Here is a 21,272-nt window from a genome sequence, read left to right as displayed (position 1 = left end):
TATAGATGAACACTAACAAAGGTCTGGCCAGGGCCGAGCAAATCTACCTGAACCGGGATAGCGTGGCCAGGAGTTTTAAAGCAGCGGGGAAGAAAACTGCGGGATATTTTTGCTGTTACCCCCCTTCGGAGTTAGTGACCGCCTTGGATTATGTGCCTTTCAGAATTATCGGTGATATGAATGAGCCTTTAACCGAGGCCGATACCTACCTGCCCACGGTAATGTGCTACTTTTACAGAAGTATCATGGATATTGCAATCAAGGGTAAATACGACTACATCGATGCTTTTATCGGGGCCCACGCGTGCGATGGAGCGGAAAGGGTCAGTTATATATGGAGGTCCTATATTAATAATCCCTGCTCTTACTATCTGGATGTGCCACATACGGATCGAGACGCGGCACTGGATTTTTTTAAAGCCCAGATCATTTATATGAAAGAAGTTTTAGAAAAAAGTGCCGCCAAAAAGGCGACCATCGCCGACATTAAGGATGCAATTAAGATCCACAACAAACAGCGAAGCTTGGTGCGCCGGCTTTATGGATTAAACAAATCAGATCCGCCGCTGATATCCGGTTCGGAAATGTTAAAAGTTATGGTGTCCATTATGAGCTTACCTCCCGAAGACGGCAATCAGTTACTGGAAGAAGTTATCGAGGAAGTCAAGCAAAGAACGGACGGTCCGCGAAAAAAAAGCGGCCGCATTCTTGTCTGGGGCTCTCTAATCGACCATGTAGCTTTCACAGACCTGATCGAGAGCTGTGATTTAAATATAGTAATTGATGATACCGCCATCGGTTCAAGGAGTTTTTGGATTGACGTCGATGAGCTTGATGACCCGTTCGAGAGTCTTGCCATTCGTTACCTGAAAAAGATTGTATGTCCCCGCACATTCAGAGATACCAGAAAAACAAGGGCTGAAGACCTGGAAAACAGGTTTGCCTACCTTAAGAAAATGGCGCAAGACTGGAATGTAAACGGTGTATATATGAACATCATCCGTAATTGCGATATCCACGGTTATGAGATTCCCGAAGTGAGGGATTATTTTGCAAGCATGGGGCTGCCGACACTGGTGATTGAGCAGGATTATGCCACAACAGCTTTGGAGCCTTTAAGAACGAGATTCCAGGCTTTTGCGGAAAGTCTGTAAAAAAACAGGAGCAGCATGAGACAGCGGTTTATCGTCTTGTAGTATTCTGAATTTTGAGTATTGAATTCTAATTACCTGATTAGTAACCAATCCTTTATTTTGCCGAAGAGGGGATTCAGGTGTTAATAGCCGGAATTGATATTGGGTCGACAATTACCAAAGTTGTGATCATGGAAGATGAAACAATACTGAATACTGTTATTGAACCAACCGGAGCTGAACATAGAAGACTGGCCCACGAAATAATGAAAAAAGCGCTGGAACCAATCCCCGAAGATTTTCAGCGGCTGGATTATATCGTTGCAACCGGTTATGGCCGTATAAACGTACCATTTGCCGATACCCAGATAAGTGAAATAACCTGTCACATGCGGGGGGTGCATTGGCTCTTCCCCACCGTAAGAACGGTAATAGATATAGGAGGGCAGGATTGCAAGGGTATAAAAGTAAAGAACGGCAAGACGGGCAATTTTATTATGAACGATAAATGCGCGGCAGGTACCGGTAGATTTTTGGAAATTATCTCGGATACACTGGGCTTGCAATTGGGGGACATAGGAGAGATATCGCTGCTGTCCGGCGAGCCGGCGGAGATAAGTAAAACATGCACCATTTTCGCCGAGCAGGAGATATTATTGCGTTTATCAGAAGGAGTTCCGGTAGCGGACATACTGGCCGGCTTACATAAAGCCCTGGCCGGCAGAGTTTTCTCCATGGTAAGTAAAATCGTGATCGAAAAAGACGTTGTAATGACCGGCGGGGGTGCAAAAAATGCCGGACTGCGCAAGTACTTGGCAGACCGGATCGGCTTTCCGGTGTTAATACCCCGTGAACCTTTAATTACCGGCGCCCTGGGGGCAGCCATAATAGCGCGGGAAAAGGCTCAAAATCTGGATCAAGGTGTGATCGGGAGCGTCAAGTCAGGCCGGCAACTGGAAGCAGTAACCTTTTTTAATGAAAACGAATAAACGGCGGATGAAAAGAGGTGCCGCATGTACAAGGCAGGTGTTGACATAGGCTCGGTAATGGCCAAGGCTGTAATCATGCATGGTGACAATTTACTTGCGTATTACACCAAACCTGTGGGCGGCAATTTTTATAAAGCTGCGCACGACACGCTTGATGGGGCCTTGGCAAAGGCAAATTTGCATTACGACAGCCTGGGAATTATTGGGACAACAGGATTGGGGGCATCATTTCTGACTTACCCCAACCTCTATAACACCGAGGTTGCCTGCCAGGCCAGGGGAATGAAATACCTTTTCCCGTCAGCGAGGATTGTAATTGAAGTCGGCGACCAGTCAACGAGGGTTATCAAACTAACCGAACATGGTAAAATCGCGGATTGTGTGATCAATGACCGTTGTGCAGCCGGCAGCGGCAGAACCCTTTTAATCATTGCTAAAGTCTTGAGATTAAGCATCGATCAAATGGGCGATTATTCAATAATGTCAACCAACCCGGTAAGATTCGGCACCAGTTGTTCGGTCTTTACCGAGACAGAGGCCATCTCGCGTATTGCCGAAGGTATTAAAAAGGAGGATATTATCGCCGGGCTGCATCATTCAATGGCCATAAAAATCTATAGCATGGTTCAAAAGGTAAAACTTGAAGAAAATTGTGCCATGACGGGAGGTGGTGCCAAAGATAAAGGGTTGGTGGCCATGCTTGAAAAAGCGCTTGGAAAACGACTGTTAGTCCATCGGGAGCCATTTATCAGCGGAGCAATTGGTGCCGCAATCATGGCTTCGGTGAAAACTTGAACCGGTGACAAAAACAGTTTTTAATCCTCATGTCATAACCGGCGGACATTAGCAGTTGATTGGGGTGAACTTTTAATGACCAAGGTTATTGAAGGTTTTAAACAAATTACAGGAGATCATGCGCCAAAGGAGGTTGGCCTCGGATGAATTATTCAAATATTCTTATTAATTATATTGAAGAAGGCGTATATAAGGTCATTATGAACCGCGCTGACAACATGAATTCATTGACTTCTGAAATGATTAAAGATTTGTGCCGGGGCTTGGACAACCTGGAGAGAAAAGAAGATTGCCGGGTAATTATATTGACCGGCACCGGCAAAGCTTATTCGGCCGGCGGCGATATCAAGTATTTATCCGCGGGGCTGGGCACTATGGAAGGTAAATCTTATCTTCAGCTGATTAACAGCTTGATATTAAAAATATTTGAGATGGAAAAAATCATTATTTCGGCGGTAAACGGGTTTGCCGTTGGAGGTGGATGCAACCTTTGTTTCGCCACGGACCTGATATTTGCTTCCAGTAAAGCCGTTTTTGCAGAGGCTTTTTTACCCGTGGGGCTGGTTCCTGATGCCGGGGGCACTTTTTTTCTGCCCAGGATCCTGGGACTTCCAAGGGCAAAGGAGTTAGCGTTAACCGGCAGAAAGATAACAGCCGAAGAAGCTGCATCCATGGGTTTGATCAACAGGGTTGTGCCGCCGGAAAATCTGGACCCGGCTGTCCTGGAAATGGCCAGGGAGATATCAAGCAGGCCTTCCCGGCAAATCGGCCTGGTCAAGGTTTTGATGAACCGGAGCTTGTGGTTGGATTTGCGAAGTGCACTTGAGTACGAAGCTTATGCCCAGGGACTTTGTATGCAGACAATAGAACACCAGGAGGGTGTAAGAGCTTTCCTGGAAAAGCGCAAGCCGGTTTTTACTAAATAAATAAACATTAGTCATAAACGAACTGGCAGATTCAACACATTAAAAACTATGGGAGTGAGTTGAAATGAGAAAGGTTGCTGTCGCCGGGGTGGGAATGACCAAGTTCGGTCCTACGGATAAAAGCCTGGTGGAACTGTTTTCTGAGGCGGCGTGGGAAGCAATTAATGATTCCAACATCAAGCCTGCGGATATACAGGCTTTATTTATCGGCAACTGCCTTGGGGATTTCGCCGAAGGGCAAGCCAATATAGCTGGATTTATAGCTTGTGAATTAGGCTTGTCGCACGGAACCCCGGCTACCAGATTTGAAGGTGCGTGCGCCACCGCTTCAGTTGCCGTCAGAGACGCTTTTATGTGGGTAGCCTCGGGGTTTTACGATACGGTTCTTGTCGGAGGCGTTGAAAAAATAATGCACATGGGCACCCCCCTGGCCACCAGAACCTTTGCCATGGCAACAGACAGCAGGTATGAAGAGTTTTGCGGGCTGACCTTTCCGGCAGTTTTTGGCATGATGGCCCACATGTATTCCGTGAAGTACCGTATTCCATTACCTGCACTTAAAGAGAGAATGGCTCTGGTAGCTGTAAAAAACCATCAAAACGGCATCAATAATCCATTGGCGCAGTTCAGAAAAGAAATAACCGTAGACACTGTTTTAAACAGCCTCATGGTTTGTGATCCCCTGCAGCTTTTTGACTGCTGCCCGTTTTCAGACGGTGCTGCGGCATTAATCCTTACAACCGAGGAAAAAGCTAAAAAAATGGTTAAAAAACCGGTTTATATACTTGGTACCGGGCAGGGTTCAGCTGGCTCTTTAAGCAGACAAAAAGACTTTACGGTCATGAAATCCCGGGTTGCCTCGGCGCAGCAGGCTTATGCGATGGCGGGATTGGGACCCCAAGATATCGATGTCTGCGAACTTCATGATTGTTTCACCATAGCTGAAATAGTTGCCAGTGAATGTCTTGGATTTTTCAAATTCGGCACAGGCAGTCAAGCCTTGGAAACAGGTGAAACCAAAATTGGCGGGAGAATACCGATCAATCCGTCAGGCGGGCTGAAAGCCAAGGGGCACCCAATTGGAGCCACTGGTGCCGCGCAGGTATATGAAATTGTTAAGCAGCTCCGGGGAGAATGTGGGCAAAGGCAGGTTGAAGGTGCGAAAACCGGCATGACGGATACCTTGGGTGGGGATGCCGGTACCATAGTGAACATTATTTTAAGGAGATAAAGGGGACATACATTCCACATTAGAATGGAGGTTGCTATGTATAAGTTGACACACAAGCAGTATTATGAGGCGTTAAAGAAAAATAAACTGTTGGGCCTCAAGTGTTTTACATGCGGCGGTTATACTACCCCGCCTAAATTATGCTGCGATAATTGCGGAAGCACTGAACTTGAAATAGCTGAACTAAGCGGCAGAGGAGAAATAAAGACATACACAGTGGTCAGAGTGGCTCCGGAAGGGTTAAATGCGCCTTATATTGTAGTGCTGGTGGAACTTGAAGAAGGCCCGTGGTTGATGGGAAACGTCGACAATGTAAATATTGATGAAGCGTGTATGGAGCTGATTGCCAAAAAAGTAACCGTAGCACATAAAACAGTTACCGGGATGAATTATACCGCGGGTGAAGGTGTCACTCCTTTATTTATTATTGAATAAGGGGGGGGAAGAAATATTGAGACTTTTCAACAGGAGCAAATTCATTAGCGGTAAAGAAATAGATAAATTCATTATTCAAATAGAAGCCAGCCTGGTGGATACCATACATGAAATGGAGTTGTCAATAACTGTCGACTTTAGGGATATGGTAATAATTGATGCTCGATCCAGCATGCTGAGGGTGCCCTATTATCATTGCCATAAAGTATCTGATTTGGTAAAAAACCTGATAGGCTTAAAAGTAATAAAAAGTGGACAGGCAAAAAGCGTTGCTCAACTGATTGGTGGAAAACAAGGGTGCTTGATATTGGAGGAGTTGTCACAGGACGCTATAAAGGCTATTAGCCAAACCGGGGCTTTTTTAATTCCGCCAAATCAGTATGAGCATATTATTGATAGTTATACGCATGACACATGTTATACCCATTGCTTATCAATAGAAGAAAAAAAAGAAGCGGCCTACTCACGGCCAATGTTTGGAGGATACTTACAAGAAGCTAAAAACACGCATATAACGAAGAATGGTCGGTAATTTTTAATTAACTCCAAGTGATTGGTTTAAAAAAATCAGCCAATCACTTTTTTTTATAAGGCCGGGAGAAGCTGTTAGTCCAGATGTGAAACGTTGTTCACTATTGATACGTTACATGGATTAAACGGTTAAACTTCAAGCTTAAACGGTTAAAAATTGCGTATGCAAAGATTTTACACTTAATAATAAGCTGCTTTTAATCGTACGTTCAAACCACTCGTAAATCGTGGTATTTGCTTTAACAGAAAATAAAAGAATGGTTTTAGTTTCTATTGGTAGAGTTAGTATGGTTTTATACGTACAATTGATTGATATTTCAACTGGTATCACTATTGCTATCAGATATATCTGACATATCTGAAAATTTTTTAAACATATCCCTAATTTATTTGTTTATTTAAAACTCTGGTAAGGGGGTATTTTAATGAAGCTGCAATTTCCCAAAAAGGTAAATATGACGGAATTATTGGCCAGGGACGGAATACAGCATGAAAGGCGCTTTGTGCCGACAGAAACCAAAGTTTTTTTCATCAATGCATGTTCCGAAGCGGGTTTTAAAGTAGTAGAGGCCACTAATTTCAGCCACCCTAAATATTTACCGCAAGCCAAGGATGCCGAGGAGGTTCTAAAACGCATTGAACGTAAACCCGGTGTCCAGTATAAGTGTTACGGCATGACCGATAAGGCTGTAGAACGTGCGGTGATTGCCAAAGAGAATGGTTTCGGTCCCGATATTCTGGCCTTCACCATCTCAACAACAGATGCCCATTGTATGCGCAATGCTAACCGGCCGGTGGAAAAATTCTTTGAGCAGATTCCCAACTGGGTAAAGATGTGTAAAAGCGTCGGCATCAAGCTCGACATGGCCATAGCCTGTGTTTTTGGATGCCCCATAACCGGACCGGTACCGATGGAGAAAACTTTTGAGTTGATTGAAAGAGGCCTTGAAATGGGATGCTCGTCCGCCACACCCTGCGATACAACAGGTGAGGCGGCGCCGGACAGGGTATACGAGTTTTTCAGCAGGTTAAGGGAAAAATTTCCCAACGAAGATGTGCACCGGGCCCATTTCCATGATGCCAGGGGCACGGGGCTGACGAATTATTTTGCCGCCCTGCTTGCCGGTGTTACGGAGTTTGAAGCCTCGTTGGGTCAACTGGGAGGCCAACCTTCTTATGTTGTGGACGGGGTTCCCGCAATAGGAACCGGCTGGTTATATACCCCCAGCGATATCACCGGCAACGGTTCCACCGAAGACCTGGTGGTAATGTTTGATGAGATGGGAATTGACACGGGCGTCGATGTCGACAGGGTCCTTGAGCTGGGCCGCATACTGGAACACGTGCTGGAAAGGGAACTGCGCCCCTACACAACCAAAACAGGCCGTATTCCCAAAGGCCGGGTTGACTGGGGTAAAAATATCCCGCCTTACAATGCTCAGCCTTGGGTTCATCCGAACAAGTAAATGTAAAACTCAAGTAACTGTAACAACGGTGATTTTATTGTCTGCCGCGTGAAAAATAAGGAAAGGAGGAACCCCGGTGATTTGTTAAGCGGCGGAACAAAAAAGATATGTGAACTCCCAGGCTGTTCAATCATTACCAATAAGTGTATGAAGCCGGTGTAAGATACTCAAAGCCGGAGTTCACAGCCAAATCAATTATTTCAAAAGTAAAAAGGAGGGAAAATGGCGTGACCAAGTTGGGAATTGAATTCGATAAGGAAGCACAAAAGAAATTAGACTATCAACTGGGAACAAGAGAATTATATCCATATGCCGGCATGTGGGTGGCTGAGGCATTAAAAGAACACGGTGTTAAAATCGCCTTCGGTGTACCCGGGGGACACATCTGGCATTTCATAGACGCAATCAGCCGCATCGGCATTAAAACTATTACCTTTTTACACGAGCAAAACGCTGTGTATTGTGGTGAAGCTTACGCCCAGGTCAGCGGCAAGCCGGCGGTATGCTACGCAACGGTGGGTCCCGGTGTCGGTAACGCCGTCAGCGCTGTGCAGCAGGCCAACCTGAGCAATTCACCCATCATCTTCTTATGCGGTGGTCACGAAATCGAACACGATAAGCTTTACAATACCATCCAGGAAAGCTACGCCACCGAGCTTATGGGCAGTATCTCCAAGTGGGCTCAGCGCGTGACCTATCCCAATACCATCAAACAATTTTTGACCCGGGCTTTCAAGGACGCCCAGTCTTTCCCCAAAGGGCCGGTAATCATGGAACTGGGCATCAGCTGCCTGTTTACCCAGGATGATGTTAAAAACAAGGTTTGGTGGGGTCTTTGGGGTGACCATGCCACCTGGATTCCGGACTGGAGAGGGGAAGACACGGCCAAACCGCTCAGCAGCGGCGGAAATCCGGATGATATAGCCAAGGCCGTCAAACGCCTGTACGAAGTTGATAAACCATTTATGATTTTCGGTGACGGCGCCACCTGGGCGGAGGCGTCCGAGGAACTGACCGAACTGGTTACACTGGCCAAAATACCCTTTACGACACGGCGCACCGGCCGGGCCGTCGTTTCTGAAAAACACGATTACTACTATCGTGGTCTGCCTCCTTTCCGGAATGAAATTGAGGTCATGGTCCCCATCGGGGTTAAAGTCGGCTTCTTTGACGGCTACGGCGGCGGATGGCCCGAGACGATACAGATTAGCGAATCCGCCGACCAGATTTGGACCTATGTGCCCACCAGCACTGCCATAGTGGGGAACCCGAAGGTAGTGGCCCGGCAAATGATTGATTATATCAAAGCCAACAGCCTGCAACCCCCGCCGGGCAGGGACGAGTGGATTAAGAAAGTGCAACAGGCCAGATCGGAGGCTGAAAAGCGACGCCGGGACAAAGCAATGTATTACGGGTTTGAACATCCCAAGTACAAGCAAGAGAACTGCATGCACCACGGGTATATTTCCCAGGCCATTGCCGATTACCTGGAAGAAAAGTACGCAAGTAAAGTGCGGATCATGATTGACGGTTACACCATGTCCGATTTTGTCATGCCGTATATTAAAGCTGTACGGCCCGCCCAGGTACTCAGTTCTTCCGAGCAAGCCGGTATAGGCCACGGGGTAGCCATGGCCATGGGCGCCGCCTTTGCCCAGCTGGAACAAGGGGACAGAACCCCCGTTCTCGCGTTGATGGGTGACTCCGGAATGGGCAATGCCGGGTTGGAGGTTGAAACGGCAGCTCGTTATAAACTGCCCATCGTCTACCTGGTAACTGAAAACAATGGCTGGATGCCGGGTATGAAATATCCCTGGTACGGTCCAAACTGGGATGCTCTTGGTGATCAGGACGTCATGGGAAATGAGTGGGAAGGTTCCATACAGATGGGGCAGGAACGCAAACCAGCGATGAGATGGGACAAAATTGCCCGGGAATTAGGTTGTTACGGTGAGATGGTTGACAGGCATGAGAACTTTACCGCCGCCCTGGACCGCTGCTTCCAGGCAGCAGAAAAGGGGCAACCCGCCGTGCTTAATTGCATGATGGATATTCAACTGGTTAACAAGGCTGTCACATCGCCGGTTTACTGCCTGATGTACGCTCACCTGCCCTGGGTTGATATCCCGCAACGCGGCAAACGGGCACGCCGGGCCATCTGGGGTAAACCCGGCAAGTTCGAAGGGCTCGTTGATATGCCGAAGATGGCCACCGCGGATCCTTGGGAGCCCCTAACTGAAGATGAGATGAAACCATAAAAAAAGATTACGAAGAATGGGCTCCCCCGTTTTTCGGGGGGGCATTATTAAAAGCTTATTACTGCAGCGTAACTTAAAGGTTAGCGGAGCCATGGGGCCCGTGGCGTAGCGGGCATACCGAAATAAGCAATATTACGCTGCAGTGTTAGGAAAGAAGTGGGCTTTAATGTCATTAATGCTGCGAGTTGCCAAGAGCAATGCCAACTGTATGGATTGCGGTTTCTGTAAGTTCTTCACTTGTGCATCGAACCGTAATTGTACGGGTTGTGGCGCCTGTGTCATAAGTTGTCCCAACAATGCCCGTGAACTGGTAAGTGTTTATTCCAACAGGGATGACGTGAAAATTACCATTGATGGGATTAGGTATGAGGTGCCGGAACAGATAACCATTCTTAAAGCGTTGGAAATCAGCGGGTATAAAATCAACACTCATCTGAAGCATGAACAGGACGCCATTCATGCTCCCTGCGGTACAGGGGGATGCGGTGAATGCTCAGTGCTCGTTAATAATGAATTAAAGCCCAGCTGTGTAACCCCGGTGCGTGAAGGGATGGATATCGTCACTGACCCGTCCAGAATAATTGAGCACCCTCCCAAGCGGATTGTCACGGTTTTTAATAAAAGTGTCACTCCTATGGCAGAGTTATATGGTATCCGCGAAAGTTCATTTTTTATGCATGGGTGTAACATGAACTGCCCCTCGTGCCATAACTGGAATATTACCTTTAGTATGTCCGGCGGTTATTTTTCGCCTGACCGGCTGATCAAACAGGTAAGCGCCAGTAACAGCGGCAGGGGTATCAACCGCATCGGTATTTCAGGAGGAGAGGCGACACTAAACCGGAGATGGCTGGTACAATTCATTCGCCAATTATCCGTGACTGTGCCCCGTAATGTGCGCATACAACTCGACACCAACGCAGCCCTTTTAAATAGGGATTACGTCGATGAATTAATTGATGCCGGCATTACGGATATTTCCCCGGATATAAAAGGAGTCTCGCCGGACAGTTTCCAGCGGCTTACGGGTTTGGTCGATCAGTCAACAGCCCGGCTGTACATGGATAATGCGTGGCAAACACTCAAATATGTTTTGCATCAGTGTGAGGGAAAATTGTTTACTGTGGTTGGAATTCCTTTTCATAAAGAGTTAATGACCTACGAAGAGCTTTATCAAATAGGCCGGAAGCTGGCGTCAATCAACCGCCGGGTGCCGGTCAACCTTATTGAATACCAGGCGGCATTCAGACAGAGAAAGCTTTCATTAGTCAGCCCGGAAGAGACGGAAAAATCGTTAAGAGTTCTGCAGGACGCGGGGCTGGTCAATGTTTTATGCCAGGCCGCCGCCGAAATGCCTTTGGCGGTGGATCCCATGGACTTGATTATTGGTGAAGAATGCAGTTGGTAAAAAGTCAAAAGGGGGGGGGTAATTATGGCTGATACCCGGGTTCATCTGATGAAAAATTATATAATCCAGGCTGTCATAGATACCTTTGAGCAGGGTTTGGGGCCGGCGGGAGTGAAGGTGGCCCTTTCTAAAAACTGGCATTTCACTGTGGGTGAATTAATTTACACAGATCTGTGGGAGGAAATGGATTTTTTCACTGCGGCCGAACTGGATGAACTAATTGTTAACCTTCCTTCCTTAGAAGATGTAAAAAATGGGAGCATTAGCCTGGCCGATCTGAAAAGCGGGCGTTATGACTGGCAGTTGGTTAATGAATTTAAAGAAATTGGAATTATCTGGCAATAACAAAGCCAGGGGGGATGTTGATGAAAGACGTTGTTATTGTAAGCGCCGTTCGCACAGCGGTTGGTAAATACGGGGGAAGTCTGCAAAACATTTCGCCGGTTGATCTGGGCGCCCTGGTCATAGGCGAAGGGATCAAGCGTGCCGGCATCCATACCGGTCATATCGACGAAGTAATCATGGGTAATGTGCTGCAGGGCGGTTGGGGGCAGAATGTGGCCCGGCAGGCTTCCGTCAAGGCAGGCGTACCCCGGGAAGTTCCGGCCTGGACCATCAATATTGTATGTGGTTCGGGACTTAAATCAGTATCTCAGGCAGCCGGTTTGATTGCCAATAATGAGGCCGAAGTAGTTGTGGCAGGTGGCACCGAGAATATGAGCACAGCCCCGTATCTGGTTCAAAATGCCCGTTGGGGTTATCGAATGGGGGACGGCAATCTCGTAGACTTAATGATCAAGGACGGGTTATGGTGCGCGTTCGGCAATTACCACATGGGTATAACCGCTGAGAATATAGCGGAAAAATTTGGCATTACCAGGGAGGAACAGGACGCTTTTGCCGCGGACAGCCAACAAAAGGCTATCGCTGCCATTGATAACGGGAAGTTTAAGGATGAAATAATTCCGGTTCCCATTCCCCGGAAAAAGGGCCCACCGGTGGAGTTCGATACGGATGAATTTCCACGCCGCGGCACTACGCCGGAAGCTTTGGCCAAGTTGCCGCCCGCATTTAAAAAGGGCGGCACGGTAACGGCGGGTAATGCCTCGGGCATAAATGACGGTGCCGCGGCAGTGGTGTTAATGTCGGCTGACAAGGCCAAAGAACTAAATGTCAAACCGATGTTTTTAGTCAGATCTTCCGCAGTGGCGGGTGTTGACCCCGCCATCATGGGCACGGGACCTATTCCCGCAAGTCGCAAGGCCCTGGCCGGGGCGGGCCTGACCATTGCCGATATGGACCTGATTGAAGCCAACGAAGCTTTTGCCAGCCAGGCTATTTCAGTGATGAGGGAGCTTGAGCTTCCGGCTGAAAAGACTAATGTAAACGGAGGGGCTATCGCCATCGGTCACCCGATAGGCGCCAGCGGTGCAAGAATACTGGTGACACTTTTGTATGAAATGAAACGGCGCCACAGCAAGTACGGTCTGGCGACTTTATGTATCGGCGGCGGTATGGGCGCCGCCATGGTGGTGGAAAATATATAGCTGAATCTCGGAACAGGTGGTAAATTGGAAATTCGCTGTGTTTGGAGGTTTTGAAATTGTTATTAAAATGCGCAGCGATACTTTATGACAATATTGTTGGTCAAACTTTGGCCAATGAAGCGGCTAAAAGCAATATTACCACTAATGCTATAAACATAAGCGACGGCAATATACAGAAAATAATTGAACAATATCACGATCCGGCAAAAAAGGGTTATCGTCACGGTTTGCACAAGACGGGCAAAAAAAGTTCAAGCTATAGCCATGGTTTTCAGAAGGCCGATATTGTAATTGATTGCACCAAAGAAACATTGGAGTTCAAGAAAAAATTATTTAAGTATTTAGATTACTTATGCCCGGCGGATACTGTTTTTGTAACCAACAGTTTTACATGCAACTTAACGCTGATAGCCGCAGAGACAAAAAGGCCCGCCAAAGTTGCCGGGCTGAACCTGGATGCGCAGGGTGATGTAATAGAAATCATCAAGACTGTGGCCACTTCTGATGAAACAATGCTTAAAGTAAAGGGCTTGTTGAACGATATTTATGATCAGAAAATCATTGAATTTTCTGACTTTTCAACTCCTATTTTGCACCAAGTGATTATGCCGATGATTAACGAGGCAGCGTACTTTTTAATGCTGGGGATGGCCAACGAAAAAGAGATAGATTCATTAATGACCCTGGGCCCCAATATGCCTGTCGGTCCACTGGCGCTGGCCGACTTGATCGGATTGGATGAGTGCCTGAACTTACTTGAAAAATTATACAAGAGTACCGGTGACGGCAAGTTTTATCCCTGCCGGTTATTTTACAAGTATATTCAATTAAACCGGTTGGGCTGTAAAACAGGGCGCGGTTTTTATGAATACACTGATTCTTTATATTAAGAAGTGCTGAGGAGGGATTGACAATGAACCTAGCGGACGGGCTACGTATTAATTCCTGGCGCTACCCCGATAAGACCGCTGTTGTTTTTGAAGAAAAAAGACTGACTTACTCCGAATTAAACACCAGAGCCAATCGCTTAGCTCATGGCCTGCTAAAGAGGGGCTTTAAACGGGGCGACAAAGTATCCATTATCCTGTACAACTGTATTGAATTCCTTGAGCTTTACCATGCTTTTGCCCGTATCGGAGTAGTTTCAGTACCGATTAATTTCAGGTTGGTGCCCAACGAACGTAATTATATCATCAACAATTCTGAATCTAAAGCGTTATTTATCGGTCCTGAATTTGTAAAAGACTTTGACGCCGGGAGAACTCCCAATGTCGCAGGCAATTGTTACGTAGTCGGTGACGACGGTGCAGAAACCGAAGGCTTGCATAATTACGAGGACATTCTTACTGGTATGCCGGATCATGAACCCTACGTGGAACAAAGTGAAGAAGATTTATTCTATCTTGGTTACACTTCGGGTACCACGGGATTCCCCAAGGGAGCCATGATTCAAACCAGGGGTACTCTGGAAGTTATAAAAAACGCCCTGGTGCGCAATGCCAACAGGCAGGGGGTTGACTTGACCCAGAGAGCCTTTTTGGCCATCATGCCGATTTGCCACTCCAACAGTATCTGGGCCACATTGATAACTTACTGGTTTGGCGGGACCAATGTTATTTTCCCGTCAGGCAAATTTAAACCTGAGAATGTGCTGCAGATTATTGACCGGGAAAAAGTGACCACAACTTCCATGGTCCCCACAATGATCACAAGAATACTTGAACTGCCGGGAGAAATTAAAAATAAGTATAACATGGATTCGCTGACTTCGGTGGGTTCCTCTTCCGCTCCTCTTTTAACCAAAACCAAGGAAGCGGCATTAAAGTTTTTTAGTAACGCCCGGTTCAGTGAAGGTTACGGATCAACGGAAACAGGCGCTCTTACCACTCTGCGCCACAAGGACCAGATGAGAAAAGTCCGGAGCATTGGAAAACCCAATCCCGGCATTGAAATAAAACTTATCGACGAGAATCAGCAGGTAGTCACCAAACCCAATGAAGTTGGGGTACTCTGGGCCAAGGCCCCCTCGGCCTTTATCGGTTATTACAAGGATCCTAAAAAGACAAGGGAAGCAATTAACGGCGAATGGTCAACGGCCGGAGATATGGCTTACTTTGATACGGAAGGTTATTATTACCTGGTTGACAGAAAGCATGACATGATCATCAGCGGAGGGGAAAATGTTTACCCGGCGGAAATCGAGGAAGTGATTATCAAACACCCTGCCGTTTCAGAGGTTACGGCAATCGGTGTTCCGCACGAACAGTGGGGGGAAGTGGTTAAAGCGCTGGTAATAATTAAAGAGGGCATCCAAGCCACGGAAGAGGAACTGCTGTCTTACTGTAAACAGCACCTGGCCGGGTTTAAGACTCCCCGTTCCATCGAATTCAGGGATGATTTTCCACGTACCGCCACAGGCAAAATTCTGAAGCGCTTGGTGAAGAAGCCTTACTGGGAAGGGCAGGAGCGAATGATCTAAGCCAAAGGGAGATTAATATGCAAAATAAAGTTTTAAAACATTTCCAATCTTTAAAGGAACAGGCTTTGTCGGACCGGGGCAGTTCATCTGCGGCCAGAAAAATGACCGCGCGTGAAATGTGTAATAAACTAATGGACCCGGGTACTTTTGTTGAAATCAATATGTTTGTCAAGCACCGTTGTACCGATTTCGGCATGGAAAACAAGGGCGCCCTGGGGGATAGTGTGGTTACCGGGTACGGTAATATTCTAGAACGTCCGGTTTTTGTTTACGCCCAGGATTTCTCCGTGTTGGGCGGCTCGCTCGGCCTGGCCCACGCCAAAAAAATTTGGCATATCATGGATCTGGCAGCCAAGGCGGGCGCCCCCATTGTGGGCTTATGTGATTCAGCAGGGGCAAGAATACAAGAGGGTACGGATGCGTTGGCCGGGTATGGGGGTATCTTTTTAAGAAATACCCGGTATTCCGGCGTTATACCGCAAATTACCGCTATTATGGGCATTTGTGCCGGAGGGGCTGTTTATTCCCCCGCCATAACGGATTTTATTTATATCGTCAAAGATGCCTGTATGTTTATTACCGGACCGGGTGTTGTCAAGGAAGTGATGGGGGAAGACGTCAGCATGGCTCAATTGGGGGGCGCGGATATCCATACCAGGGTTTCGGGCAACGCGGATTTTCTTGTTGACAGCCCTGAGGAATGTATCGGGCAAATAAGAAAATTGTTAACCTATATACCCCAGAATAACAGAGAAAAGCCGCTTCAGGTGGACTTCAGGAATCCGATCAACAGCGGGCTGGACATCGCGGATATCGTTCCTGACGATCCCAGGCAGCCATTAAATGTTCATCAACTGATTAACGCACTGGTAGATAACGGGGACTTTTATGAAGTCAAAGCTGATTATGCGAAAAATATTGTGGTGGGTTTTGCCCATTTTGCCGGACAAAGCGTGGGGATACTGGCGAACCAGCCTGAATTCATGGCCGGAGTTTTGGATTCCAACAGCTCTGACAAAGCCGCCCGGTTCGTCAGGCTCTGTGATGCGTTTAATATCCCGCTGGTTACACTGGTTGATGTTCCCGGCTATTTACCGGGGACCCAGGAAGAATACAAGGGAATCATCAGGCACGGCGCAAAATTGTTATACGCTTATTCAGAAGCAACTGTCCCCAAAATCACGGTTATTTTGAGAAAAGCTTACGGGGGCGCATATATAGGCATGTGCAGCAAGCACCTGGGAGCGGATCTTGTTTTAAGCTGGCCCACGGCCGAAATTGCCGTGATGGGGCCTGAAGGCGCGGTTAATGTAATCTTCAAAAAAACGATATCGTCATCCTCAAACCCGGACGAAACAAAAAGAAAGTTAATTCAAGATTACCAGGATAAATTCGCCAACCCATACGACGCTTGTTTCAAGCAGCACGTGGATGACGTTATTGAGCCTGGTGAAACAAGGACCAGGATAATTAGCGCCCTTAACATGTTAAAAGATAAACTTGAGGATTTGCACTGGCGTAAACACGGTAATATTCCTCTTTAATTAATTAAAGAGGAGCAAGGAGGGATGTATGTGGCTCAGAATATGATTGAAGGCGAAAAAAAAGTATTTGTTACCGGCAACGAGGTGGTCGCGTGGGCGGCTATAGCAGCCGGAGCCGACATTATGTATGGTTATCCCATCACACCGCAAAACGAAATCATGCACTACTGGACCAGGTTGGCTCCCAGGGCGGGTAAAAAGTTTCTGCAAACTGAAGACGAACTTTCCGCCGGCTTTACCACCATTGGGGGAGTGCTGGCGGGAAGGAGAGCTTTTACCGCCACAGCCGGGCCTGGGAACACCCTGATGCAGGAACCTGTTTCAATGGCCGAAATGATGCGTTTGCCGATGGTGATCATCATCCAACAGCGGGGCGGCCCGTCGACCGCCACAGTGATTTATTCACAGCAGGAACTGAATTTAACTTGTTACGGCGGTAATGGGGAAGGCTTACGGATCGTTTATTCAACATCATCGCACCAGGACTTGTTTGATTATACCATCAAAGCTTTCAATACCGCCTGGAAATACCGTTTTCCCACTTTCGTTCTGGGAGACGGTTACCAGGCGAAAATGAGGGAAGGTCTTACCATATATGACCTGAAAGCCAGAGGTATTGAATTGGTTCCCACCGAGCCGATTCTCGGCCAACCGGGCACTCCCGGTGTAGATCGCCCGCCTTCCCATATCAGGAACACCTACAATACCGAAGAAGAGCTGTACGAAGTGATTATGTCCACCGCAAAAAATTATGAAACAATTGCTCCCGAAATTATCGAGTATGACGAGCAGAATATCGAAGATGCGGAGATAATCCTGGTGGCACACGGTGTTGTAAGTAGAGCCGCTTATGGAGCCATGCTGCAGCTGCGCGAGCAGGGATATAAAGTGGGTTATTTCCGGCCCATTACATTGAGGCCGTTTCCTACCCAACAGCTATATGCAAGAGCCAAGCAAGCCCAAAAGCTGCTGGTTGTTGAATCCGCCCTGGGACAATTGGCCCGAACCGTCAGGGATGCCATATATGGTTGTACAACACCCGTGGAAACACTTTTGAAGCCGGGTATGGGCGTCATATCCGAAGAACTGGTGGAACGGGTGGTCCAAATATATGCGGGGGGTGCGGTTAATGACGATTAAGCCTCAAATGCCCAAGTGCTGGCGCAAGGAAAGCAAGCCCCATAAATTTTGCCCGGGGTGCGGTCACGGTTTAGCCCTTAAGGCACTGGGTATGGCCATTGACGAGTTAGGCATTCAGGACAGGGTGGTATTAGGTTGCGATATCGGGTGTTCTTTGCTGGCCTGGGACTTTTTCGATGTTGATATCGTCCAAACACACCACGGTCGTACCACACCGGTTATTACAGGCTTAAAGCGCGCCAACCCCGATATCATAGGCATTGCCTACATGGGGGACGGAGGAGGCTATGCCATAGGCTCGCAGCATTTAGTAAACGCGGCCACCAGAAATGAAAAAATTGTGGCCATACTTGTAAACAACACCAATTATGGCATGACCGGCGGGCAAATGGCGCCTACCACCCTGCCCAACCAAAAAACTGAAACCAGTCCTTACGGGAGAAATGTTGAGGAAACGGGATATCCCACCCAGGGACCGGAGATGGTAGCCGCGATAACGAGGGAAGGAGCGTATGCCGCCCGTGGAACCGTAGCCAATATGCGCCAGTTAAAACAAATGATGAAAAAGGCTTTGCAGAACCAGATTGAAAACAACGGTTTCTCTTTTCTCGAGGTTTTATCCACTTGCCCGACCAACTGGCGCACGAATGCTCAAGATACCTGGAAATACGTTGAAGAAGAGATGACCAGATACTTTACGGTAGGAGAGATTAAAACACCTGCGGCAAAGGAGGAACAAAAATGAGCTTGATTAAAATTGCGCTGGCAGGTGAAGGAGGCCAGGGGGTTCAGGCAGTCGCTGCGATTATAACCGAAGCGGCACATGAAGACGGCAGGGAAGTGTTATATATACCCAACTTTGGCGTGGAGCAAAGGGGAGGGGTTTCCATCGCCTTTGTACAGATTGCCGATGAGCAGATCAGAGCCCCCAAATTTCAAAAAGGAGACATAGTGATTGCCCTGAGCGACAGGGCGGTAATTAGAACGCAGCAGTACGTGGACGAAAACACAATCTTCGTTTACGACAGCGGTATAACCGGCATTGAAAATTATTTGCCTCAAAAAGCCAAAAGAGTACTGAATATACCGGCCGTAGAAGTTTCCAGGACAGAGCTTCACCCGCGCGTTTTCAACGTCATCATACTTGGAGCGGTTATTAAAGCCACCGGTGTGATAAATGAAAACGATGCCAAGAATGCCCTGGAACTAAAACTGGGACACAAATTTGAACAAGATCCCAACCTGCGCGCTTTGAACTTCCAGGCACTTCAGAGGGGGATGCAACTTGTAGAGCGAGCCATTTAGAATGATAACCTTGGAGGAGGTTTTTGAGAATGGGCTTAGGCTATATCAAAAATGAATCTGAAAAAGCGATATTCTATATATTCCCCGGATTATGCAAGGGTTGTGGATTATGCATTGAAAAATGTCCTGCGCATACCCTGGGGTGGTCACAGGTACTGGGTGTATACGGGACTCCCAGCGTTGAAACCGGGCATGGTGAAAAAGAATGCACCGGCTGCGCAATATGCGAAACAACATGCCCGGATTGCGCTATCCATATTGAACGGATTAAAAAAGTGCGCAACCGCTGAGGTGAATTTCTATGATCTGTTATTCTTTTGGCCCGCACAAACCTTCTATTGCCGGTAAAACGTTTATCGCCCCGGGAGTTTTCATTATTGGCAGGGTAAGCATAGATGTGGGAGCGAGCATTTGGTATAACTGCGTGTTACGTGGCGATGTGTCCAATATTAAAGTGGGGCGCCAAACAAACATACAGGACGGTTGTGTTTTACACGGCGCAGAAAGACCAATAAGTTTGGATGTCGACGTAGGCAACTATGTCACTATTGGTCATAGTGCCATATTACACGGCTGCAAAATCAACGATGGCGCTTTTATCGGCATGGGAGCCATTATATTAAACAGGGCGGTTATAGGGGAGGGGGCAATAATCGGCGCCGGTTCCCTGGTACCCGAGGGAAAGGAAATACCTGCCAATGTTTTGGCCATAGGTGTGCCGGCTAAAATTATCAGGGCGGTTACCGAGGAAGAAAAACAGCGTACCATGGATATTAATGAAGCCTATTATCGGAGGGCATTGTTATACAAACAGGCTATCAAACCGGTTAGCATTTCCGTTGATGCGGGAGGGTGATTTTCCGGTAACTTGGGGAGAGTTCTTCCGCCTCAACGAAAGTCCAGATTATATATTTAAGTCCAAGGTCGAAGGTTGATTAATTGACTTTCGATATTGGACTGGATAGTTACAAAATATTGTGGCGGGGAGGTAAAAGAATGGTTGATTGGGAAGCGGCCACATCAGTGGCCCTGTCGGGTATTCTGTCTGTTTTTGCGGTGCTGGCTGTGCTTATGGTAACCGTTCAGGTTTCCGGTAAAATTGTCAACAGCCAGACTCAAAAAAAGCAGCAAAAGGCGTAGCTTTTTAGAAGAGGAGGAAAGGACATTGGGTCAGTTGGTAGATATTTTTAGCGGAATTGGGGTTATGAGTTTAACCCTGGGCAACATTGCGATGTGGCTGATTGCCTTTGTCCTCTTTTACCTGGCCATTGCCAAGGGGGTTGAGCCGCTGCTTTTGATTCCCATCGGGTTCGGCATATTTGCGGCCAATTTCCCTCTTACCGGCCTTTTAGAAGAGGGTGGCCTATTTTATATCTTTTATCACTATGGTATTGAAACCGAGTTAATACCGCCGTTGATTTTCCTTGGGTTGGGCGCCATGACGGATTTCGCCCCGGTGATTGGCAATCCCAAGACACTGCTGCTGGGGGCGGCGGCCCAGTTGGGCGTATATTCGGCATTTTTCGGGGCGCTGCTGCTGGGTTTCACTGTCAACGAGGCGGCCTGTATCGGTATTATTGGTGGAGCGGACGGTCCCACTTCTATTTTTCTTTCGGCCAACCTGGCCCCGCACATGATGGGCGCGGTTTCGGTGGCGGCCTATTCTTACATGGCGCTGGTGCCTATAATCATCCCGCCCATTGCCAAACTGTTGACCACCAAACAAGAGCGGGCCATGGTAATGACCCAAATGAGGGTGGTCAGCAAAACGGAAAAAATTGTTTTTCCGCTGCTTGCCTCAATTGTTGTCATGCTGCTGGTTCCCAAGTCGGCTCCCTTGATTGCCATGTTCATGCTGGGCAATTTGTTTATGGAGAGCGGCGTGGTGGAAAGGCTGACCAACGTCAGCCGCAACGAGTTAATGAATATTGTTACCATCCTGCTGGGCGTGGCTGTTGGTTCCACCATGACGGCGGAGGTGTTTTTAACCTGGAAAACCATCGGCGTGTTCATTATGGGCGTCGTGGCCTTTGCCTTTGCTACGGCAGGCGGTGTGTTGATCGCCAAATTTATGAATTTATTTAC

Annotated in this window: 22 protein-coding genes; all 22 read left to right on the top strand. The window is 47.6% G+C overall.

Features of this window, described 5'->3' with window-relative positions; translation table 11 throughout:
• Positions 1-5 precede the first annotated feature (5 nt).
• Complete coding sequence (locus BM056_RS19845; RefSeq protein WP_092473727.1) at positions 6-1,154, top strand: 2-hydroxyacyl-CoA dehydratase subunit D; 1,149 nt, start codon at positions 6-8, stop codon at positions 1,152-1,154.
• A 119-nt stretch (positions 1,155-1,273) separates the two neighbouring features.
• Entirely contained in the window at positions 1,274-2,122 is an 849-nt protein-coding gene (locus tag BM056_RS19840; RefSeq protein WP_092473725.1) for an acyl-CoA dehydratase activase, read from the top strand.
• Between the two features lie 24 nt (positions 2,123-2,146).
• A complete protein-coding gene (locus BM056_RS19835; protein ID WP_092473723.1) occupies positions 2,147-2,917 on the top strand; it encodes an acyl-CoA dehydratase activase in 771 nt (256 codons plus the stop codon).
• A gap of 143 nt (positions 2,918-3,060) precedes the next feature.
• A complete protein-coding gene (locus BM056_RS19830) occupies positions 3,061-3,843 on the top strand; it encodes an enoyl-CoA hydratase/isomerase family protein (RefSeq protein ID WP_092473721.1) in 783 nt (260 codons plus the stop codon).
• 64 nt (positions 3,844-3,907) lie between these two features.
• Positions 3,908-5,074, top strand: coding sequence for a thiolase domain-containing protein (locus tag BM056_RS19825; protein ID WP_092473719.1), 1,167 nt, complete (start codon positions 3,908-3,910; stop codon positions 5,072-5,074).
• 36 nt (positions 5,075-5,110) lie between these two features.
• Positions 5,111-5,509 carry a Zn-ribbon domain-containing OB-fold protein gene (locus BM056_RS19820; RefSeq protein WP_165613621.1) on the top strand — a complete coding sequence of 133 codons (399 nt, stop codon included), beginning with the start codon at positions 5,111-5,113 and terminating at the stop codon, positions 5,507-5,509.
• A gap of 16 nt (positions 5,510-5,525) precedes the next feature.
• Positions 5,526-6,041 carry a DUF2889 domain-containing protein gene (locus BM056_RS19815; protein ID WP_092473715.1) on the top strand — a complete coding sequence of 172 codons (516 nt, stop codon included), beginning with the start codon at positions 5,526-5,528 and terminating at the stop codon, positions 6,039-6,041.
• Between the two features lie 424 nt (positions 6,042-6,465).
• Positions 6,466-7,506 (top strand): hydroxymethylglutaryl-CoA lyase-like TIM-barrel protein, encoded by a 1,041-nt coding sequence (locus BM056_RS19810; protein WP_092473713.1) that lies wholly within the window; start codon positions 6,466-6,468, stop codon positions 7,504-7,506.
• Between the two features lie 227 nt (positions 7,507-7,733).
• Entirely contained in the window at positions 7,734-9,764 is a 2,031-nt protein-coding gene (locus BM056_RS19805; protein ID WP_092473711.1) for a thiamine pyrophosphate-binding protein, read from the top strand.
• Positions 9,765-9,930: 166 nt separating this feature from the next.
• A complete protein-coding gene (locus tag BM056_RS19800) occupies positions 9,931-11,172 on the top strand; it encodes a radical SAM protein (RefSeq protein ID WP_092473709.1) in 1,242 nt (413 codons plus the stop codon).
• Positions 11,173-11,196: 24 nt separating this feature from the next.
• Positions 11,197-11,517, top strand: a complete 321-nt coding sequence (locus BM056_RS19795) for a hypothetical protein (protein WP_092473707.1) — start codon at positions 11,197-11,199, stop codon at positions 11,515-11,517.
• 20 nt (positions 11,518-11,537) lie between these two features.
• Positions 11,538-12,719: an acetyl-CoA C-acetyltransferase gene (locus BM056_RS19790; protein ID WP_092473705.1), complete on the top strand. Its 1,182-nt coding sequence runs from the start codon at positions 11,538-11,540 to the stop codon at positions 12,717-12,719.
• Between the two features lie 56 nt (positions 12,720-12,775).
• The gene (locus tag BM056_RS19785) at positions 12,776-13,609 is read left to right on the top strand and encodes a 3-hydroxyacyl-CoA dehydrogenase family protein (protein WP_131820799.1); all 834 of its coding nucleotides are present in this window, start codon (positions 12,776-12,778) and stop codon (positions 13,607-13,609) included.
• A gap of 23 nt (positions 13,610-13,632) precedes the next feature.
• Positions 13,633-15,198: a class I adenylate-forming enzyme family protein gene (locus tag BM056_RS19780; RefSeq protein WP_092473701.1), complete on the top strand. Its 1,566-nt coding sequence runs from the start codon at positions 13,633-13,635 to the stop codon at positions 15,196-15,198.
• A gap of 17 nt (positions 15,199-15,215) precedes the next feature.
• On the top strand, positions 15,216-16,742 hold the full coding sequence (locus BM056_RS19775; protein ID WP_092473699.1) for an acyl-CoA carboxylase subunit beta: 1,527 nt from the start codon (positions 15,216-15,218) through the stop codon (positions 16,740-16,742).
• Between the two features lie 30 nt (positions 16,743-16,772).
• Positions 16,773-17,882 (top strand): ferredoxin oxidoreductase, encoded by a 1,110-nt coding sequence (locus tag BM056_RS19770; protein WP_092473697.1) that lies wholly within the window; start codon positions 16,773-16,775, stop codon positions 17,880-17,882.
• Entirely contained in the window at positions 17,872-18,627 is a 756-nt protein-coding gene (locus BM056_RS19765; protein ID WP_092473695.1) for a thiamine pyrophosphate-dependent enzyme, read from the top strand. The genes BM056_RS19770 and BM056_RS19765 overlap by 11 nt, the downstream gene beginning before the upstream one ends.
• On the top strand, positions 18,624-19,187 hold the full coding sequence (locus tag BM056_RS19760) for a 2-oxoacid:ferredoxin oxidoreductase subunit gamma family protein (RefSeq protein ID WP_092473693.1): 564 nt from the start codon (positions 18,624-18,626) through the stop codon (positions 19,185-19,187). Before BM056_RS19765 ends, BM056_RS19760 begins: the two co-directional genes overlap by 4 nt.
• 29 nt (positions 19,188-19,216) lie before the next feature.
• A complete protein-coding gene (locus BM056_RS19755) occupies positions 19,217-19,477 on the top strand; it encodes a 4Fe-4S dicluster domain-containing protein (protein ID WP_092473691.1) in 261 nt (86 codons plus the stop codon).
• 11 nt (positions 19,478-19,488) lie between these two features.
• Positions 19,489-20,043: a gamma carbonic anhydrase family protein gene (locus tag BM056_RS19750; protein ID WP_092473689.1), complete on the top strand. Its 555-nt coding sequence runs from the start codon at positions 19,489-19,491 to the stop codon at positions 20,041-20,043.
• Positions 20,044-20,183: 140 nt separating this feature from the next.
• The gene (locus tag BM056_RS19745) at positions 20,184-20,327 is read left to right on the top strand and encodes an OadG family transporter subunit (protein WP_092473687.1); all 144 of its coding nucleotides are present in this window, start codon (positions 20,184-20,186) and stop codon (positions 20,325-20,327) included.
• A 25-nt stretch (positions 20,328-20,352) separates the two neighbouring features.
• A partial coding sequence (locus tag BM056_RS19740; RefSeq protein WP_092473685.1) for a sodium ion-translocating decarboxylase subunit beta occupies positions 20,353-21,272 on the top strand: 920 nt, incomplete at its 3' end.

This window comes from Desulfotruncus arcticus DSM 17038, from assembly GCF_900113335.1.
GTDB classification, from domain to species: Bacteria; Bacillota; Desulfotomaculia; order Desulfotomaculales; family Desulfallaceae; genus Desulfotruncus; species Desulfotruncus arcticus.
The sequence above is the reverse complement of the archived record's forward strand: the minus strand, read 5'-3'. Positions and strand labels throughout refer to the sequence as shown.

What these genes read in the sequence shown, in the direction of transcription:
- BM056_RS19845 (WP_092473727.1), top strand. Translation starts at nt 6, where the DNA reads ATGAACACTAACAAAGGTCTGGCCAGGGCCGAGCAAATCTACCTGAAC.
- BM056_RS19835 (WP_092473723.1), top strand. Translation starts at nt 2,147, where the DNA reads ATGTACAAGGCAGGTGTTGACATAGGCTCGGTAATGGCCAAGGCTGTA.
- BM056_RS19830 (WP_092473721.1), top strand. Translation starts at nt 3,061, where the DNA reads ATGAATTATTCAAATATTCTTATTAATTATATTGAAGAAGGCGTATAT.
- BM056_RS19825 (WP_092473719.1), top strand. Translation starts at nt 3,908, where the DNA reads ATGAGAAAGGTTGCTGTCGCCGGGGTGGGAATGACCAAGTTCGGTCCT.
- BM056_RS19820 (WP_165613621.1), top strand. Translation starts at nt 5,111, where the DNA reads ATGTATAAGTTGACACACAAGCAGTATTATGAGGCGTTAAAGAAAAAT.
- BM056_RS19810 (WP_092473713.1), top strand. Translation starts at nt 6,466, where the DNA reads ATGAAGCTGCAATTTCCCAAAAAGGTAAATATGACGGAATTATTGGCC.
- BM056_RS19800 (WP_092473709.1), top strand. Translation starts at nt 9,931, where the DNA reads ATGTCATTAATGCTGCGAGTTGCCAAGAGCAATGCCAACTGTATGGAT.
- BM056_RS19795 (WP_092473707.1), top strand. Translation starts at nt 11,197, where the DNA reads ATGGCTGATACCCGGGTTCATCTGATGAAAAATTATATAATCCAGGCT.
- BM056_RS19790 (WP_092473705.1), top strand. Translation starts at nt 11,538, where the DNA reads ATGAAAGACGTTGTTATTGTAAGCGCCGTTCGCACAGCGGTTGGTAAA.
- BM056_RS19780 (WP_092473701.1), top strand. Translation starts at nt 13,633, where the DNA reads ATGAACCTAGCGGACGGGCTACGTATTAATTCCTGGCGCTACCCCGAT.
- BM056_RS19775 (WP_092473699.1), top strand. Translation starts at nt 15,216, where the DNA reads ATGCAAAATAAAGTTTTAAAACATTTCCAATCTTTAAAGGAACAGGCT.
- BM056_RS19765 (WP_092473695.1), top strand. Translation starts at nt 17,872, where the DNA reads ATGACGATTAAGCCTCAAATGCCCAAGTGCTGGCGCAAGGAAAGCAAG.
- BM056_RS19760 (WP_092473693.1), top strand. Translation starts at nt 18,624, where the DNA reads ATGAGCTTGATTAAAATTGCGCTGGCAGGTGAAGGAGGCCAGGGGGTT.
- BM056_RS19755 (WP_092473691.1), top strand. Translation starts at nt 19,217, where the DNA reads ATGGGCTTAGGCTATATCAAAAATGAATCTGAAAAAGCGATATTCTAT.
- BM056_RS19750 (WP_092473689.1), top strand. Translation starts at nt 19,489, where the DNA reads ATGATCTGTTATTCTTTTGGCCCGCACAAACCTTCTATTGCCGGTAAA.
- BM056_RS19745 (WP_092473687.1), top strand. Translation starts at nt 20,184, where the DNA reads ATGGTTGATTGGGAAGCGGCCACATCAGTGGCCCTGTCGGGTATTCTG.